The organism is Lysinibacillus sp. UBA5994 (assembly GCF_002429725.1).
Taxonomy (GTDB): Bacteria; Bacillota; Bacilli; order Bacillales_A; family Planococcaceae; genus Lysinibacillus; species Lysinibacillus capsici.
Genome location: NZ_DJAU01000041.1, coordinates 1 through 18,321, shown reverse-complemented (window position 1 = coordinate 18,321; position 18,321 = coordinate 1). Strand labels below are relative to the sequence as shown.

At 37.7% G+C, this 18,321-nt stretch carries 19 protein-coding genes; 14 read left to right on the top strand and 5 right to left on the bottom strand.

Annotation, left to right across the window (positions count from 1 at the left end; genetic code table 11):
- Nucleotides 1-30: 30 nt before the first annotated feature.
- From B3D98_RS13505 to B3D98_RS13455, 11 genes are all read left to right on the top strand, one after another.
- Nucleotides 31-663 carry a helix-turn-helix transcriptional regulator gene (locus tag B3D98_RS13505; RefSeq protein WP_004227151.1) on the top strand — a complete coding sequence of 211 codons (633 nt, stop codon included), beginning with the start codon at nt 31-33 and terminating at the stop codon, nt 661-663.
- 15 nt (nt 664-678) lie between these two features.
- Complete coding sequence (locus B3D98_RS13500; RefSeq protein WP_066036445.1) at nt 679-1,491, top strand: pyruvate, water dikinase regulatory protein; 813 nt, start codon at nt 679-681, stop codon at nt 1,489-1,491.
- Between the two features lie 206 nt (nt 1,492-1,697).
- Nucleotides 1,698-3,530: a DNA primase gene (dnaG, locus tag B3D98_RS13495; RefSeq protein ID WP_288583674.1), complete on the top strand. Its 1,833-nt coding sequence runs from the start codon at nt 1,698-1,700 to the stop codon at nt 3,528-3,530.
- Nucleotides 3,531-3,562: 32 nt separating this feature from the next.
- Nucleotides 3,563-4,690 (top strand): RNA polymerase sigma factor RpoD, encoded by a 1,128-nt coding sequence (gene rpoD / locus B3D98_RS13490; RefSeq protein WP_004227165.1) that lies wholly within the window; start codon nt 3,563-3,565, stop codon nt 4,688-4,690.
- A gap of 245 nt (nt 4,691-4,935) precedes the next feature.
- Nucleotides 4,936-5,502, top strand: a complete 567-nt coding sequence (locus tag B3D98_RS13485) for a hypothetical protein (RefSeq protein ID WP_004227167.1) — start codon at nt 4,936-4,938, stop codon at nt 5,500-5,502.
- 462 nt (nt 5,503-5,964) lie between these two features.
- The gene (gene cccA, locus B3D98_RS13480; protein ID WP_016993532.1) at nt 5,965-6,327 is read left to right on the top strand and encodes a cytochrome c550; all 363 of its coding nucleotides are present in this window, start codon (nt 5,965-5,967) and stop codon (nt 6,325-6,327) included.
- Between the two features lie 164 nt (nt 6,328-6,491).
- Nucleotides 6,492-7,184 (top strand): tRNA (adenine(22)-N(1))-methyltransferase, encoded by a 693-nt coding sequence (locus tag B3D98_RS13475; protein ID WP_048392198.1) that lies wholly within the window; start codon nt 6,492-6,494, stop codon nt 7,182-7,184.
- A 1-nt stretch (nt 7,185) separates the two neighbouring features.
- Entirely contained in the window at nt 7,186-8,307 is a 1,122-nt protein-coding gene (locus B3D98_RS13470; protein ID WP_048392199.1) for a Nif3-like dinuclear metal center hexameric protein, read from the top strand.
- A 14-nt stretch (nt 8,308-8,321) separates the two neighbouring features.
- Nucleotides 8,322-8,546: a hypothetical protein gene (locus B3D98_RS13465; protein WP_048392200.1), complete on the top strand. Its 225-nt coding sequence runs from the start codon at nt 8,322-8,324 to the stop codon at nt 8,544-8,546.
- 112 nt (nt 8,547-8,658) lie between these two features.
- Nucleotides 8,659-8,907, top strand: a complete 249-nt coding sequence (locus tag B3D98_RS13460; RefSeq protein ID WP_048392201.1) for a DUF2164 domain-containing protein — start codon at nt 8,659-8,661, stop codon at nt 8,905-8,907.
- A 214-nt stretch (nt 8,908-9,121) separates the two neighbouring features.
- Nucleotides 9,122-9,661 carry an NADPH-dependent FMN reductase gene (locus tag B3D98_RS13455; RefSeq protein ID WP_048392202.1) on the top strand — a complete coding sequence of 180 codons (540 nt, stop codon included), beginning with the start codon at nt 9,122-9,124 and terminating at the stop codon, nt 9,659-9,661.
- Between the two features lie 65 nt (nt 9,662-9,726).
- Here the strand turns inward: B3D98_RS13455 and B3D98_RS13450 are convergent, their stop codons facing one another.
- Nucleotides 9,727-9,906, bottom strand: a complete 180-nt coding sequence (locus B3D98_RS13450) for a hypothetical protein (RefSeq protein ID WP_054550103.1) — start codon at nt 9,904-9,906, stop codon at nt 9,727-9,729.
- Between the two features lie 261 nt (nt 9,907-10,167).
- Here B3D98_RS13450 and B3D98_RS13445 point away from each other — a divergent pair, with 261 nt between their 5' ends.
- Nucleotides 10,168-10,794 (top strand): hypothetical protein, encoded by a 627-nt coding sequence (locus B3D98_RS13445; RefSeq protein ID WP_048392204.1) that lies wholly within the window; start codon nt 10,168-10,170, stop codon nt 10,792-10,794.
- Nucleotides 10,795-10,867: 73 nt separating this feature from the next.
- Here the strand turns inward: B3D98_RS13445 and B3D98_RS13440 are convergent, their stop codons facing one another.
- The 3 genes from B3D98_RS13440 to B3D98_RS13430 form a co-directional block, all read right to left on the bottom strand.
- Nucleotides 10,868-11,404, bottom strand: coding sequence for a tubby C-terminal domain-like protein (locus B3D98_RS13440; protein WP_048392205.1), 537 nt, complete (start codon nt 11,402-11,404; stop codon nt 10,868-10,870).
- 154 nt (nt 11,405-11,558) lie between these two features.
- Complete coding sequence (locus tag B3D98_RS13435) at nt 11,559-12,818, bottom strand: dicarboxylate/amino acid:cation symporter (protein WP_048392206.1); 1,260 nt, start codon at nt 12,816-12,818, stop codon at nt 11,559-11,561.
- 263 nt (nt 12,819-13,081) lie between these two features.
- Nucleotides 13,082-14,131, bottom strand: coding sequence for a TRAP transporter substrate-binding protein (locus B3D98_RS13430; protein WP_048392207.1), 1,050 nt, complete (start codon nt 14,129-14,131; stop codon nt 13,082-13,084).
- Between the two features lie 111 nt (nt 14,132-14,242).
- On the opposite strand from B3D98_RS13430, the gene B3D98_RS13425 reads away from it, so the two are divergent.
- Nucleotides 14,243-15,823, top strand: a complete 1,581-nt coding sequence (locus tag B3D98_RS13425) for an ATP-binding protein (protein WP_422655543.1) — start codon at nt 14,243-14,245, stop codon at nt 15,821-15,823.
- Nucleotides 15,824-15,841: 18 nt separating this feature from the next.
- On the top strand, nt 15,842-16,543 hold the full coding sequence (locus tag B3D98_RS13420; protein ID WP_112118225.1) for a response regulator: 702 nt from the start codon (nt 15,842-15,844) through the stop codon (nt 16,541-16,543).
- Between the two features lie 162 nt (nt 16,544-16,705).
- Here B3D98_RS13420 and B3D98_RS13415 read toward each other — a convergent pair whose 3' ends face one another.
- The gene (locus tag B3D98_RS13415; RefSeq protein WP_288583520.1) at nt 16,706-18,055 is read right to left on the bottom strand and encodes an IS1182 family transposase; all 1,350 of its coding nucleotides are present in this window, start codon (nt 18,053-18,055) and stop codon (nt 16,706-16,708) included.
- Nucleotides 18,056-18,321: the final 266 nt, after the last annotated feature.

The window sequence follows — 18,321 nt, the reverse complement described above, 5'->3', positions numbered from 1 at the left end:
CATAAGTATAACACTATTAGATTTGAGGCGGTGAGTCCAATCGAACTCAATAAACGTCAGGAAGACATATTACAAATTGTGAAAGAAAATGGCCCTATTACGGGGGAACATATTGCCGAACGTCTCAATCTGACAAGAGCAACTCTAAGACCGGATTTAGCAATCCTAACAATGGCAGGATTTCTGGATGCAAGACCAAGGGTTGGTTATTTTTATTCAGGTAAGAAGGCATCTGTTACATTAATAGATAGTATTCACAATTTAAAAGTGAAGGATTTTCATTCAGGGCCAGTAGTTGTCCCTGAAACAATGACGGTTTATGATGCAATTTGCTTTATGTTTTCAGAAGATGTTGGTACACTCTTTGTCGTAGATAAGAATGAGTTTTTGACAGGCGTACTATCTCGCAAAGATTTACTGCGTACAAGTATTGGCACGCAGGATTTAAATAAAATTCCAGTACATATTATTATGACGCGTATGCCAAATATTTCGTACTGTGAAAGATCAGATTCTTTAATTGTTGCAGCGAACAAACTTATTGAACGTGAGGTTGATTCACTACCAGTAGTTGAACCGCAAGAGGGTGGTTTAACGATTGTTGGTCGTCTTACAAAAACAACGATTACACGGGCTTTCTTATCTCTTGCACAAAATGTCTAAATGAAGGAGAGCTGCATGAAAAGACTACGCGTATTTGTTGTATCTGATTCTGTCGGTGAAACTGGTGATCAAGTTGCAAAAGCGGTTATTAGCCAGTTCCGACCGGGTCTTGAAAATACTGTGATTCGTCGATTTCCACATATTCAATCAGAGGAGCTTATCCGTAAAATTGTTTTTCTTGCTTCGCAACAGCGAGCATTCATTGTTTATACACTTGTTCGCCAAGAAATGCGTAAATTATTACATGATTTATGTGAACAAGAAAAAATTCAGGCTGTTGATATTTTAGGGCCAGCCTTACAATCAATGGCAGCTTTTATGGAAGAAAATCCATTGGAAACGCCTGGTATTGTTCATCTGCTGGATGATGATTATTTCAAAAAAATTGAAGCGATTGAATTTGCGGTAAAATATGATGATGGTAGAGATCCAAGAGGATTATTACAGGCTGATATTGTACTAGTTGGTGTATCACGAACTTCTAAAACACCACTATCACAATATTTAGCCCATAAAAAATATAAAGTGGCGAATGTACCTTTAGTGCCAGAGGTAGAACCACCAGAAGAGCTATTACAGATAGACCCTAAAAAATGCTTTGGATTGATTATTTCCCCTGAGAAGTTAAACTCAATTCGGAAAGAAAGATTAATGTCTCTCGGCTTGAATGATGATGCTATCTATGCACAGCATGAAAGAATTCTTGATGAGATTCAGCATTTTGAAAAAATTGTCGGTAGAATAGGTTGTAAAGTTATCGATGTGACAAATAAAGCTGTTGAAGAGACAGCAAATACGATTATCGAACATATTTTGACCTGTAAATAAGGATAGAATTTTAAACCACCTCGGTTAGCAGAGGCGGTTTTTTTGAGTGGATTTTGAAAATGGTATAGATAAAAACTAATTTTTGTTTTATAATAATAAAATTGTGGTAAAAATATTTATAAGAGAAAAATCCTAATTTTTTGTCGAGAAATAAAGGAATTTTAAAACGAATAGCGAATTGTGTTTCTAGAACGCAAATATTAAAGATGGTGATGGATTTGGCAGGGAAGATTCCAGAAGAAGTAATTGAGCAGATTCGCACACAATCAGATATCGTTGATGTTATTAGTGAATACATGCAGCTTACTAAGCGTGGGCGAAATTGGTTTGGTCTCTGTCCATTTCATGGAGAGCAAACACCGTCTTTTTCTGTATCTACAGACAAGCAAATTTTTCATTGCTTTGGTTGTGGTGCAGGGGGCAATGCCATTACTTTTGTAATGGATATTGAAGGCATTTCTTTTCCTGATGCAGTTGTGAAACTTGGGGAACGTGTTGGCATACACTTAGATGTTGAGCCAAGTTTCCCTGGAGGAACGAAAAAGATATCTAAAGCGGAAGAAAGGATGAAAGAAGCACACGCTTTTGCAGCAGATTTTTTTCATCATTTACTGTTGAATACAGAAGATGGTGAAGAACCTTTAAATTATTTGCTAGAAAGAGGATTTACAAGGGAACTTATCGAATCTAATAACATTGGTTGGTCTCTCCCAAGCTTTGATGCATTAACAATATTGCTTGAAAGAAAAGGTTATAACTTACAAGAAATTGCCGAAAGTGGCTTAATCATCAAAAGAGAGGGAGAAGAGCGTTATTTTGATCGTTTTAGAGGACGTATCATGTTTCCTATTCGAGATGAGAATGGTAAAATTATTGCCTTCTCAGGACGTATCCTTTCATCCAATGGTGAGGAAGCAAAATATTTAAATAGTCCAGAATCACCAATTTTCCAAAAAAGTGAAGTGCTGTATAACCTAGATAAAGCACGAACTTCTATCAGAAAAAATCGTCAAGTAGTATTGATGGAAGGATTTATGGACGTTTTAGCAGCCAACTCTGTAGGTGTCATGAATGTTGTTGCGACAATGGGTACTTCGTTAACAAATCAGCATATCACAAAGCTAAAGCGCTTAGTAGAGCAAATTACGATTTGCTATGATGGTGATAATGCTGGATTTGATGCAGCGAAACGAGCGGCGCAGCTACTGCATACAGAGCGATTGAAAGTCGATATTGCCGTGTTGCCAGAAAAATTAGATCCTGATGAATACATTCACACTTTAGGTGGACAAGCATTTAAGGAACAAATTTTGGAAAACCCTCATGCGTATATTGCTTTTATGATGATGCATGCTAGACGAAATAAGAACTTTCAATTTGAAAATGATACGCTTCAATATATTCAAGAAGTTCTTGAGCAGCTAGTGGGAAGATCTTCACCAGTTGAACGAGATTTGTATATACGACAGCTATCAAATGAAACAAACATCTCGGAAGAAGCCATTTATGCCCAATTCCGAAAACTGGAGGCTAATCAGGTACGTTCTGCTAAAGTAGAAATGCCTACACAGATACCTTCAATGCCAGTCACGCAACAACAAAAGCCTATGGACGCAGCCGAACGTGCCGAACGTTTATTACTGGCTCATATGCTTCATAATATAGATGTAGTGGACAGGGTATTACGTAGTGAGCAAAAAGAGCCATTTGTACGAGATGCCTATATGGCAGTTTTTGTTCGCTTAGTTGGATTTTATGAGGAGTATGGTCATCCTGATTATCAACGTTTTGTGGAAATTTTGGATGACGCTGAATTACGAAAAATTGTCATGGAAGCGGCTTTAGTTGAGCGAGATCCAGATCAAGCAGAGGCAGAGGTTATGGACTCTATCCGTCAGCTTCAAAAATATAGAATTGAGCAAGAAATTTATCAAAAGATGCATGAGTCAAAGGAAGCGGAGAAGATGCATGAGTATGCACGTGCACTTGAAATCGCCCAACAGATTATTCATTTAAGAAAATCGTTATCGGCGATTTAACCCGATTCGGTTGTTTAGAAGGAGGAAGGTTTATGGCGGACAAGTCAGAACGTTCAAAAGAGATAGAAGTAGAAATTACATTAGATGATGCAAAAAAATTCCTACAAGAAAAAGCAAAAACAGAGGGTGAAATTTCAATGAAAGAAATTTCAGAGAAACTAACACCTTATGAATTGGAAAATGAAGAAATTTTCCATTTTGCTGAGGATCTTGAAAAGCATAAAGATATTCAAATCATTGGAAAAGAAGAATTTGAAGAAGAAAGTCTAATGAAAGAAGAAGCGAACGAAGAAACTTTCGACTTAAATGATTTGAGTGTGCCACCAGGTGTTAAAATCAATGACCCTGTACGTATGTATTTAAAAGAAATCGGCCGAGTAGATTTATTATCTGCTGAGCAAGAAATTGCACTTGCTGAACGTATTGAGCAAGGGGACGAGGAAGCGCGTAAACGCCTTGCGGAAGCGAACTTACGTCTAGTTGTATCGATTGCAAAACGCTATGTTGGTCGTGGAATGCTATTCCTTGATTTAATTCAAGAAGGAAATATGGGTCTTATTAAGGCTGTTGAAAAATTCGATTATCGTAAAGGATTTAAGTTCTCGACTTACGCTACATGGTGGATTCGTCAGGCGATTACACGCGCAATCGCTGACCAAGCGCGTACGATTCGTATTCCTGTTCATATGGTCGAAACCATTAATAAATTAATACGTGTACAACGTCAACTTTTACAAGATTTAGGTCGTGAGCCTTCTCCAGAGGAAATTGGAGAAGAAATGGATTTAACACCTGAAAAAGTACGTGAAATTTTAAAAATTGCACAAGAACCAGTATCTCTTGAAACACCAATTGGAGAAGAAGATGATTCCCATTTAGGAGACTTTATCGAGGATTCAGAAGCACAATCTCCTTCCGACCATGCAGCCTATGAACTGTTAAAAGAACAATTAGAAGATGTACTAGATACGTTAACAGACCGTGAGGAAAACGTACTTCGTTTACGTTTTGGGTTAGACGATGGTCGCACACGTACATTAGAAGAGGTTGGGAAAGTCTTTGGCGTAACGCGTGAACGTATTCGTCAAATCGAGGCGAAAGCACTAAGAAAATTACGCCATCCTTCTCGTAGTAAACGTTTAAAAGACTTCTTAGAATAAAATTTAAAATAGCTGGAGCTATCCAAGTAGTGAGAAAATGACTAATTGGTATAGCTCCTTTTTTATAGAATTGAAAAGTCAACAAAAAGAAATTAGCCCTGCTATTCACCTATCGATGCTATGCAATCATAGATAATTAGAATGAGGGAAATGCTAGATTTGCGACTTTATACAGATGTGTTTTCAAATAGTGTGAGATAAAATTGTAATACAACCATTATTAAGCAATGTTTGGAGCTAACACTATGACAAATCCTCGCAAAAAAATAATCCTTAATGAAATTTTGTTTTGGAAGCAAAATAAACTTTTACCTGAGCACTATTGTGACTTTTTAGCAGCTCTTTATACGGAGGGGGCTGACATAGAGGAGTTAGAACCAGTGCAACATCCTAAACAAGCGGTCTTGCCATCAGAAAAAAGAAAAATGATCCTATTGGTAGTGGGTCTATGTATCGCCATAATGGCTGTTTTGGCACTCTATTTTACAATGCAATCTTTAACATTGATTTTTACAGTAATCGTGGGAGTAGGTGCATGCATCTTATTTATTGCTGCGTGGCAAATGGCTCGAAAAAAACATCTACTAGCTCCCATTTTTCATGTACTAGCGGCCATCCTGTTATTTAGTATGTCGATCCGCATTTGTACTACATATTTTAGTGGAAATAATACGGTTTTATTTTGCTTGATTGCAGCAAATTGTGTCATTTGGCTTTTGTCAGGTATTAAAATGAAACTTCTATATTTCACAGTCTCAGGTGCTTTAGGATTAATAGCACTAGTTGGGTACTATATCATAAATTTATCCTGATTTAGCAAATGGTATTTCTATCGATGTACAAGGAACTCCATCTACTAAATCAGGTTAGAAACTTAATTGATCTTTAGTGTTTATATAAAACCATAATTTGTGACAATTTATCTATAATAGGGTCAGTATCATGTTAAAGTTTTTACCTCAGAAGATTCAAAATCTGTACGCTAATTAAAAACGTACAGATTTTTTAATTTTGGGTATATCAATGAGTGAAAAGGGTATGATAACAGCATAAATATAATGAAAAAGAAATTGTATAAAAGGATAAATTTGACCAATTTTGGATGTTGGCAAGACATATTTTATCCAATAGATACAGAAATGTCGAATTTGTTACAAACAAAGGAAAACTTAGCGAATAGGGCTTTTCGTTTCTTTGTTAATGAAGTACAATATTAGATGTTGACTGATTCTATATTATAATAGAAGTAGACTTAAAATGAGGAGGGGAAACTTATGAAAAACAATCCAGTCGTTCCTTACATCTTAATTCTGGCATTTGGTATTGGTCTTATTTTCTTCATGTCTTTACAAGGTGCAGATAACAAGAAAGAAATTGCTGCTGAACATGAGGGTGGTGGCGAAACTACTACAGAAACAACAGATGCAGAAGCTGATGGTTCAGCACTAGTACAATCTTGTATCGGTTGTCATGGTGGTGACTTAACTGGTAGTATGGGTCCAAATCTACATGGCTTAGATGAAGCACATATCGTAGAAGTTTTAACAAAGGGTATCGAAGGTACTCCAATGCAACCAAACATGAAAACTGAAGAGGAAGCAAAAGCAATCGCTGAATACATTTCTACTTTAGAATAGTAAAACTGACAAGTAGCTGTACTGAAATAGTACAGCTACTTTTTAGATTTAAGCATCATGAAGATGGGGTTGTCCACATAGAAATGTGAGACAACTCCATTTGTTTTTTTTCACGACATCATCCATACTATTAATGGACTCTATTGAAGATAGGCGGTATAAAAATGAACGCACAAAAACTTTCAAAGCGATTAGAAGCAGTAGCGAAATTTGTTCCTACAGGAGCAGTCATGGCGGATATTGGTAGTGACCATGCCTATCTACCATGCTATTTAATTCACAAAGGGACTGCCTCATATGCCATAGCAGGGGAAGTTGTAAAAGGACCCTATGAATCGGCGGTAGGACAAGTACAGAAGGAAAACTTAACTGAAAAAATTACAGTACGCCTTGCAGACGGTTTAGCAGCGATAGAAGAAGCTGACCATGTGGATACGGTGACAATAGCAGGCATGGGTGGACCATTAATTGTTTCCATTCTAGAGAAGCATCCAGAAAAGCTTCAAGGTGTCACACGTCTAATCCTACAGCCAAATATTCACGCCAAGGTTATCCGTGAGTGGGCTTTAGCACATCAATGGGCGATTCTTGATGAAGAGATTTTAGAGGAAGATGATAAAATCTATGAAATCCTTGTGTTACAAAGAGGGCAAATGGAGCTCTCTACAGCAGAGATTTTGTTTGGACCTAAGCTAAGCCTGCGTAAATCGCCAGCATTTACGAAAAAATGGTTGCGTGAAAAAGACAATTGGCAACGTGTACTACAATCCATTGAAGGAGCAGAACAAACACCTGAAATTGAAGAAAAGCGTGCAGAGTTAACGGCTCTGATACATTTAGTAGAAGGAGTTTTGTAAGATGAAAACGGTAAATGGCCAAGAAGTTATTCAAGTGTTCGAAGCATGGTCGCCCAAAAAACTAGCTTGTATGGACAATGATCCAATTGGACTAGCGATAGGGACCCTCAACAAACCTGTAAGTAAAGTTTTGGTGACGTTAGATGTCAATGAAGCCGTGGCAAATGAGGCAATAGAAAAAGGCTGTGAGCTGATTATCGCACATCATCCACCAATCTTTAGACGCCTAGCGAATATCCGCACAGATCATCCAGCAGGGCGCTTATATGAAAAGCTCATTAAACACGATATTGCTGTATATGCCGCTCATACAAATTTAGATGTAGCCGAAGGTGGGGTAAATGATTTATTAGCAGATGCCCTACAGCTAAAAAACCGGTCAATATTAGAAGAAACGTATGCTGAGAATTTGTTGAAGCTGGCAGTCTTTATACCAACTGCTAATGCCCAAGCATTACGTGAGGCGCTTGCAAAAGCTGGGGCGGGTCGTATTGGCGACTATGAAGCATGTAGTTATACAACGACTGGAGAAGGTCGGTTCCGTGCATTAGCAGGAGCTAATCCGTTCGTTGGCTCTGTTGGTGAATTACATGTGGAGGAAGAAGTAAAGGTAGAAGTTGTTTTTCCTGAATCTATTAAAGGCCGCGTGTTAAAGGCCATGCTTACTAGTCATCCTTATGAGGAGCCTGCCTATGATGTGATACGTCTTGAGCAGCAAACAAATGTGATGGGATTAGGGCGTGTAGGTTACTTAACAAAGGACATGACGTTACAACAATTTGCTGAATTCGTTAAACAGCAACTAGATGTGCCAGCTGTGCGTGTAGTGGGTGATTTACAATCGAAGGTCAGCAAGGTTGCGCTTGTTGGTGGAGATGGTAATAAATATATCTATGCGGCAAAACGTGCAGGAGCTGATGTTTTCTTAACAGGCGATATGTACTTCCATACAGCTCAGGACGCACAAGCCATTGATCTGCAAATAGTAGATCCTGGTCATCATGTAGAAAAGGTAATGATTGCAGGAGTAGCAAAAAAAATGGCTGAACTATGTGAGGATAAAAAATATTTGGTTGAATTCATCCAATCAACGATCCATACAGAACCATTTTTATTTGTATAAGTGAGGGAACTAATATGGCTAATGAAAGACCAGCTGGTAATAAAGCAGGCAAGCTATGGATCATGATTGGTTTATTCATCGTTGTTTTTGGTATTGGTATGACGGTGATGACCAATATGGTCAATGATAAGAAAATCGATGCAATGACACAGCAATGTGAAGATGATGGTGGACAAGCAATTGTAGCAAAGGAGAAAAACTTTTTATCCACTAGCTACTCATTTGAATGTAAACAATGAGATGGGGCTGAACGCTAGCAGTACTAGTGTTTCAGCCTTTTTGAATGCAAGGAATCTATGAACAGTGATAAGATGTAGAGAAAATTGATTAACAGAAGTGGAGAGAGTTGTCTTGTTTATTCGTTTATCTAAAGATCAGCAGGAAATGATTCTTGCTGATATTCAACGTTTTTTTTATAATCAGCGTGATGAAGACATTAGTGAATTTGAAGCTGAACGTATGTTAGATTTTATCAAAGAGCATATTGCCCCCTATATTTATAATGCTGCCTTGTCAGATGCCAAGTATGTTGTGGAAAGACAATACGCCTCTATTGAAGAGGAATTAGAGGCATTGGAGCAGCCCATTAAAACAAAATAATCCTCTTTATCCCTCTAGATTAAATATTTGACAGGAAAGAATGGTTGATGATACCTTAATCTTGAATTAGAGATAATTCAATTCTAACTATTCAGAGCTAATTAACGGGTGATGAATAAAGGGATATTTTTCTGACCAAAATGGTTACGAGTGGCGAACACGTACGATAAACCGTGATGGAGTCACAAGAATGGATGATAAGAGGAGGCGTCATATGTTAAAAATCGGTATTATTTTAGGAAGTACGCGAGAAGGTCGTGTAAGCCCACAAGTTGGAGCTTGGGTAAAGGAAGTTGCGGAAAAACGTCGTGATGCGGAATATGAAATAATTGATATCGCTGAATTTAAATTACCATTTTTAGGGGAACCAGGTGGAGATACTTCTGGGGTAGCTGCATGGTCAGAAAAAGTAGCAGCTTGTGACGGCTTTGTCTTTATTGTTGCGGAGTACAATCACTCCATTACAGGTGCATTAAAAAATGCATTAGATTATTTACGAGTTGAATGGAACAATAAAGCTGCTGGTATTGTCTCTTATGGTTCTGTTGGAGGTGCGCGTGCAGCAGAGCATCTACGAGGAATTCTCGGAGAATTGCTAGTTGCAGATGTTCGAGTACATCCAGCATTATCATTATTTACTGATTTTGAAAACGGCTCTGTCTTTAAACCAAAAGAGGTGCAAGCAGATTCAGTTCATCAAATGTTAGATCAGCTTGTGCCATGGTCAACTGCTTTGAAAACAATTCGATCCTAAACTTAAAGCTTTGATTCAGACGGCCGCTTTCAGAAAGCGGTCGTTTTTTGATGAGGTAAAATCCATTAATGTTTGATTTCTTCAAGGACTTTTTCCTTTAAATCATTCTCCATCGAAGATAGTTTTACTGTATTGGTGAGACGCTCTTTTAGTTCTTTATCTGTCATAATGCCACGTTCCTCTAAGATTTGTACAAGCAGATTTAATGTTAGTATATTTTTAATATCCGCTGCTTTTGATGCCATATAAAACCCTCCATAATGATAGAATTACTACTTCTTAAGTGTACTCCTTTTTGAGAAGCATGACACAGAAAGGACAAAACAAAGCAAATTTATTTCGCGTCCCGGAATATATAGGGAAAAATAAGCGATACAATTTCCCTTATGAAAAGTGGAGATACTGTATGGACACTGCATTTTAATATGAAAAGTATGTGCTGTTTCAAGCTAGAAAAGCGAATATTGTAGTAAAAGGGGACATACCTTCCTATCAGGAGGGATTCAATGGGTAAACGGTTTGGGCTTGTCATCGGACTGTTGGTAGTCATTATATCTATGTTGGTCCTATTTGATAGATTTGCAGGAGAAAAAAGGTCAGAAGCAAATAAAGAGGCTCAATCGCTTATAACAAATGAAGAGTTGAGTCTGGCTCGATTGAAGGATAAGCTACTTGAAAAGTATGTCGGCATTGACGTTAAAACGACGGAAGAAAAGGAATTAGTAATCCAAGTTGTAGGCGGAGAAGACTATTTCCAGTCAATTAAAAAAGATATGGAATCCATAGCAAAAAATGCTTTAAAAACGTCTCCCTTAAAGGACTATCCCATAGTTTTTGAAAGATGGGAGTTTACCTCCTTGCTTGATAACAACAAGATAATGGGGGATGATATGAACCTTTTGATGGAAGATTTAATTGCGGGCTTAGAAGCTTTTGACGTATATGAATATTTAGTTATTGAAAATCGAACAACCATTACCATACAAACAACGATAAAGGGCGCTACGCATGAGGCACTTGAGTTAGCTTTAAGAATGGAAGAAGCCATCAAGAAGATTGTACAAGCAAAAGCATCACAAAATGCTTCCTATGTTATTAACATATTAAATGCCCAACGAGAAAAAATAAATTAGCTGTGTAGAAAAATAACATAGGATTAAGGCATCGAGATTTTAATGCTCGATGCCTTTGACATGTTTAAAGCAGCTATGTAGTTGTTGCAAAGAGAGCTTGATAAAGAGTTGCTAGGAGTGCAACAAAGCGCATATCATCCGCATGGAAAAGCTTAAACTGTATACCTATCTGTACTAGCTCAGTCTCAATAGAGCTTGCACTCGCAATCTTTTCATCATTGCAATATAAATAAGCAGTAGAGGTAAAATCCTTTTCAAAACGAAATTCTAAATCGTCCATTGTAAATGAATAAGAGGATTCTAATAATTGCACTGTTTTCCGTTGAATGGGTATCAAGCTGCCATCAGGCATAACAATTTGATGGCTGACTCCTTTTGTTAACAGGGTAGATTGTACTTGAAAAAGTGGTGCACCTAAAGTAGTTCGTGTCTCATAACGGTACGGTAATGTTTGCTGTGCAGCTACCAGCAAGACAGCATTCAGTACTTTACCAGCAGAGGTACGCTCCATTTTTTGAAGTACACATACTGTTTCGTTCTGTTCATTCACGATTGGAATATCAGTGAAGCTTTTAAAGCCCTTCGGATAGGTAAGTGTAAAAGTTGTCATAAAGAAACCTCCAGTCATTATTTATACGAGTAGGTAGTCGATGAGGTTTCAAGAAACTAGCTCTACGGTGTTTTTTATCTACTTGCCTCTTTAAAAATAAAAGAACAGGCTGCTGAAGTAGCAAATTATTTCCGCTTTCAGCAGCCTGTTCATTTTATGACATTTGGGTATGACCGGATAGAGCACGCTTTTCCTGCTCTGTATCAAATTCTTTTTCCATTTTTGACACGACCACTGTAGCTACACCATTACCAATTAGATTTGTAACTGCACGTGCTTCTGACATGAAACGATCTACGCCGATTAAAAGGGCAATCCCCTCTACTGGGATCATCGGGAAGGCTGCTAATGTTGCTGCAAGTGTAATAAAGCCAGAGCCTGTTACACCAGCTGCCCCTTTAGAAGTAAGCATTAAGATGGCTAATAGCGTAATTTGATGCCAAACATCTAAATCCACACCATAGGCTTGCGCAATAAAGATAGCAGCCATTGATAAGTAAATGGATGTTCCATCTAAGTTAAATGAATAGCCTGTAGGAATCACCAGCCCAACCACTTGCTTTGAACAACCATAGTTTTCAAGCTTACGCATCATGGAAGGTAATGCAGATTCAGATGAAGATGTTCCGATAACGATAAAGATTTCATCTTTAATGTACTTGATAAATTTAAAAATACTAAAGCCAAAGTAATGGGTAATCAATCCAATGATCACAACAATAAAAATGAACATTGTAATGTAAACAGATAGCATTAAAAATCCTAAGTTTCCTAATGATTTAAGTCCAAAATTTCCGATTGTATAACTCATGGCACCAAACGCACCAATAGGAGAAATTTTCATCACCATGTTAACGATTTTAAAGAAAATATCTGCAACTTGCTCGAAAAATTTAATAACAGGTTTAGCTGGTTCTCCAATCGCCGCCGCAGCTAGTCCAAATAAAACAGCTGAGAACAAGACTGGTAATAATTCACCATTTGCTAAAGCACCAACTACATTTTCAGGAATAATTTGCATAATAAATGCACCTAAACCATGCTCTGCAGCCGCCGCGTCTGTATATTGTGAAACATCAGCACCGCTTGCTGCATCTGTATTAAAACCTTTACCTGGTTGAACAATATTGACAACGATTAAGCCAATTGCAAGGGCAAAAGTTGAAACAATTTCAAAATAAATTAAAGCTTTTCCACCAATTTTACCAACCTTTTTGACATCCCCCATGCTACCAATGCCGATTACGACTGTTAAGAAGATAATTGGTGCTATTAACATTTTAATAAGTTTAATAAATATATCCGCCAAGATTTTGAGCTTTGCCCCGAATTCTGGGAATGTTGCTCCGACGATAATCCCTAGTACAATGGCAATCAATACTTGTACTGTTAAGTTTTTAAAATTTATCCGCATATAGTTCTCCCCCTACAACATCTATGAATATTGTGTGAACGCTTTCATGTGGTTATCATAGCTGAAATTTTCCGACAATAGTGTTTATGACCGTAATGGTTGTATTGTTCATTTTGTTCATTCTGAGAGAAAGGGGTATTAAGGCTAGTAATATCAAGGGTTTTAAGCTGTTTTATAGTAGTTGTGAGATTCGCGAATCTATTATAATACAATAGAAAAAATCCTTACGTTTTGTAAGGATTTTTCATTAATGAACAAAAGTATTAGGGATCAACGATTTTTTCAATCTCTGCTAAGATTTGATCGTTTTGAATATGGGCTCTATAAAAATCATAAACAGGTGCAAGTTGTTCCTTAAAGCGCTGTCTTTCTTGGGGACTCATTGTATACACATCAAAATCATCTAGCTGTTTCAGCTTGTCCATATCTTGTTCATTCATAAGTTCAGCCTGCTCAAATTGCCAATCGGTTGTTTCTTTCATAGCATCCAACAACTGATGCTGAATTTTGATAGGTAGAGAATTCCAAAAGGTTTCATTCATTAACACAGCATAGCCTAAAATCCCATGCTGAGTGATAGTCATATGCTTTTGTACTTTGTAAAAACCCTTTGAATAGATATTAGAAGCGGTATTTTCTTGTGCGTCTATTGCATGCTTCTCTAAATCCGAAAAGACCTCACTAAAAGAAATAGGTATAGGTGTTGCTTTGACCACTTCAAATTGCTTTTCTAATGTTTTACTTGGCATCGTACGCACTCGTAAGCCCTGTAAATCTTCAAAGTTATGAATAGGCTGCTCAACAGAGGTTAGATGCTTAAACCCATTGTACCAAAAGCCAAGCCCTTTAATATGGAACGGCTCTAGCTCATTAACCAATTGTTCACCAATAGAACCCGTTAGGACTTCCTTTACTTCCTCATTTGTATTAAACAGAAAGGGTAAATCAAGCACCTGCCAATTAGGAACATAAGCTGTCATTTTAGAAAAAGTAGGGATGATCATTTCCACTTCTCCCTTTTGCAATGCCTGAAATTCATTTTCATCATTAAATAAAGAGGAGTTGGAGTAGACATGTACTTTGACCTTCCCGTTTGTTTTTTCTTCTACTAGCTCAGCAAATTTGTTGGCAGCTTGGCCTTTAGGGGTATTTTCAGCGACGACATGACTTAAATGAATTGTTATCTGTGTGTCTAAACCCTTTTGCTCATCATCATAGGGAAGTGGCTTGGCGAATAGTAATCCTTGTTGAACACTGATAGTGAGGATTAACACAAGCACAGTTATAATCGTACCAATAATAAATTTTTTCATTGTATACACCCAATTAATTCGTATTTTCTGATGTTTTTGTTATTCTAACATATGGAGTAAGCTAAAATATAGTAGGAGGGAGGCGGTCAGTTGAAATTTCAGAAGTTATCCATGCAAAGAAAAATTATGTCTCTGACTTTTTTTATTCTCATGCTTTCCTTTAGCATTGGCGGTACTTTTTTGTTAGGTTTTGTCATGAATGAGCAAAAGACCAAACTAAGTGATCAAGCACTCCTTGTAGCAAAAACCGTCTCTCAGCTTCCTGAAATAAAAACATATATTGCTAGTGAAAATTACTATGATGCCGTACAGCATATTAATCCTGTTGTAGAGGAAATCCGTGATATCAATGGGGCAAAATATATTGTTGTTCTTGATATGCAACGACGAAAATATTCCCATCCTAATAGCCAGGAACTTGGTCGAATATCTCAATCTGGAGATTTAAACGCCGCTTTTTCAGAGCATTACTATACGTCGATTGCACGTGGAGAACACGGTAATATGGTTCGTGCGTTTGTTCCGATTATGAACCATGAAGGACAACAAATAGGTGTTACAGTAGTAGGGTACAGTGTTCTTACGGTAGTGGAGTTACTGCAAACAATGCAAACCGAACTAATGGTTACTTTACTATTATCCTTACTATTTAGTGTATGGGGAGCACGAACATTGGGGCTTCATATGAAAAAGCAAATGTTTGGGTTAGAGCCGCATGAAATTGCCAAAATGTATGTAGAACGGACAGAAACGTTTAATGCCATGCACGAAGGCATCATTGCTATCGATAATGATTTGACCATTACGATTTTTAATGAAAAGGCCTGTGATATCTTAGGCGTTTATGAAAAACCCTCTACATTGATTGGACAGAAAATTTTTCATGTCTTGCCAGATACACGACTTCCTGAAATTTTAGAGCTGGATCAGCCGTTATTTAATCGTGAGCTGTATATTAATAATCATAGTATTATGAGTAATCGAATTCCGATACAGGTTAATGGCGAAACTGTTGGGGCAGTGGCCATGTTTAAAGACCGTACGGAAGTGAAAAAGCTTGCCGAAGAATTAACAGGCGTTAGAGCATTTGTCCAAGCCCTTCGTGTACAAACACATGAACATAAAAATAAACTGCATACGATAGCGGGTCTTTTACAGCTAGGTCATCATGAACAGGCACTTTCTTACTTAACACAAGTGAAGGAAGAGCATGATGAAATCACTAACTTTTTAAACGAACGAATAAAAAATGAAAATATTTCTGGGCTATTGCTCAGTAAAATTTCCTATGCGAAGGAACAAGGAATTCGATTGGAAATTGACCGTGAAAGCCGATTTACATCATTTCCAGCTAATTTGGATCATCATGATTTCGTCATTCTCTTTGGTAATTTGATAGAAAATGCGTTTGATGCATTAAAGGATGTACAGGTCGAGGAGAAGGTGATTCATGTTTCTGTGGATGAAGATGATGACGTATTAGCCATATTAGTAACCGATAATGGTGTTGGCATGACGGAAGAGGTCAAGCAGCACATTTTTGATAATGGTTATTCTACAAAAGAGAAAAACTACCGTGGAATAGGGTTATTTTTAATAAAGGAAATTGTCGAAAAAGGGCAGGGTGACATCGAAGTCATCAGTGAGCCTAACAAAGGAACAAGTTTTTTAATCACCTTTTATTATTCATAATGGGATGGAGGGCTAGCAGTGACACAGATTAGAGTATTATTAATTGAGGATGATCCAATGGTACGAGAGGTAAATCGTCAATTTATTGAAAAGGTAGAGCATTTTCAAGTGGTTGGACAGGCACCTAATGGGTTAGAAGGCATTACGCAAATTTGTCAACTGAAGCCTGATTTAGTTTTTATGGATATTTTTATGCCAGAGCAAGATGGTATTACAAGCTTACGCAAAATACGTGAGCTTGATCTACCAGTAGATGTTATTACCGTGACGGCCGCAAATGATATGGAGACAGTGAAACAGATACTGCATCTAGGTGTTTTTGATTATATTATGAAGCCCTTTTCTTTTGAACGTGTTAAAGGGACACTTGACAATTATTTACGCTTTAACAAGCAAACTCAAACAGAACGAGAGCTCACACAGGGAGAATTAGATCAGTTATTTCATTATCGTGATGGACAAACTATGTTGGATCAATCTGTTACATTGAAATCCGAAAAAAATCTCCCAAAAGGTTTTAATCGTACAACACTTGAAAAGGTTGTGCACTTTTTACAATCGGTGGATGGTGCCTCAGCGGAAGAAGTAGCCAGTGGAATTGGCATTGCCCGCGTAACAGCTAGAAGATATTTAGATTACCTTGAAAAACAAGAGGAAATCACAATGGATGTCCATTATGGTGGCATTGGTCGTCCTATAAACTATTACTTTAGTAAATAAAGAAAATCCTGATTGTCATAATAACAATCAGGATTCAGACTGTAGACAAAAGCCCTCGAGAAGTTCACTCTCGAGGGCTTTTATCATTTTTCTTCCTATGTCGGCTTGATATTTGGTAATAGATTACCAAATCCAACATACTCTTCGAGCATAGTTGCTCTCTTAAGCTACTTGCCACGTCCAAGTAGCCAGTTTCTTTAAATTCATGGCAGCAAAAGTAAGCATCGCCTGCATGGACAATTTTTTCAGACCTCTTAAGGTTGTCCATCGCATACCATGCTTTTCTTTTGCATCGGCAAAGACACGCTCAATCGTTTCTTTGCGCTTTGCATAGATTTGTTTGATGTCATAGGAATGGCGTAAATGTTCAGCTTCCTCCACATACGACTCCCAGATATGGCGTTGAATGAGTTTTTGATGATGCTTACTTTCTGTACACTTGGAAAGGCTTGGACACTTCGCACAAATCAAAGGATTCGATTTATATTGCCGATATCCTTCTTTCGTCGTTGTTGCATACTTCAATATCTGCCCTTGTGGGCAAAGATAACAATTATAGTGCTCGTCATATATATACTCATGCTTTCGGAAGAATCCATCTTTCGTTTTAGGACGTGTATACGGAAGAACAGGCAACATTTGATTCTCTAATAAAAAGTTCGTAATCGCTGGTGTTTTATAGGCTGCATCTGCCGCAACAGCGATTGGTTTTTGAACGTTTTGAATGACTCTTTCAACAAGTGGCTGCAATACATGGCTATCGTGCACATTTCCCGGAGTCACAATGGCACCTAAGACAAAGCCCTTTTCATCTGTCGCTGCATGAAAAGAATACGCAAACTGTTTCGTACGTTCATCCTTCACGTAATACCCACTTTCAGGATCTGTCGTGCTTTCCTTTATTTCTTTCCATTCTTCTTTTTCAAATTTCTCCGGGGAAAAGGGCTTTTTTCCGTGTTCCTCACGATCAATATTTAACTCTAATTGAAGTTTCTCTTCATAAGCCCGTGTTTCTTTTCGCACAACTTTTTTATCATACTTTCGTTTATTCGCACTCGCTTTCACATGCGTAGAATCGATAAATAAATGGTCTGCATGGAGGAGTCCTTGATGCATAATCTCTTTTAATATACGATAGAATATCTGCTCAAATATATCAGTGTCTTGAAAGCGACGGACATAATTTTTACCGAAGGTAGAGAAATGCGGGACTTCTGTCTGGAAGCCAAATCCTAAAAACCAACGATACGCCATATTCGTTTCAATTTCTTTGATGGTTTGACGCATGGACCGTATACCAAAAACGTACTGAATAAACGTCATTTTAAAGAGAACAACAGGATCAATACTAGGGCGTCCTTTGGCAGAGTAGAGGTTTTCTACTAAAGGATAGATAAATGAAAAATCAATAGCCGCCTCTAGTTTTCGTACTAAATGATCTTGGGGAACTAATTGATCAATCGTTAGCATTTCTAATTGTTCACGTTCATTGATTTGATTTTTCGTCATCATGGTTGATCACCTCGAAAGTGTACTTTTTATCAATAGATGAATAAGGAATTCTTTATGTAGAAGTTGATTGGAACGAAGGGTGGCGACTCCTGCGGGAAAAGCGGGAAAGTCGAGATCCTGGACTGAGCGAAGCGAGGGAAGCAGCTAGACCCCGCCCGCGGAAAGCGTCCGCCCGTAGTGGAAATCAACGGCTTTACTTTATTTTATTGTAAAAGAAAAAAGACTGTAGGCAAACTCAAAATTCATTGAGTTTGTCTACAGTCTGA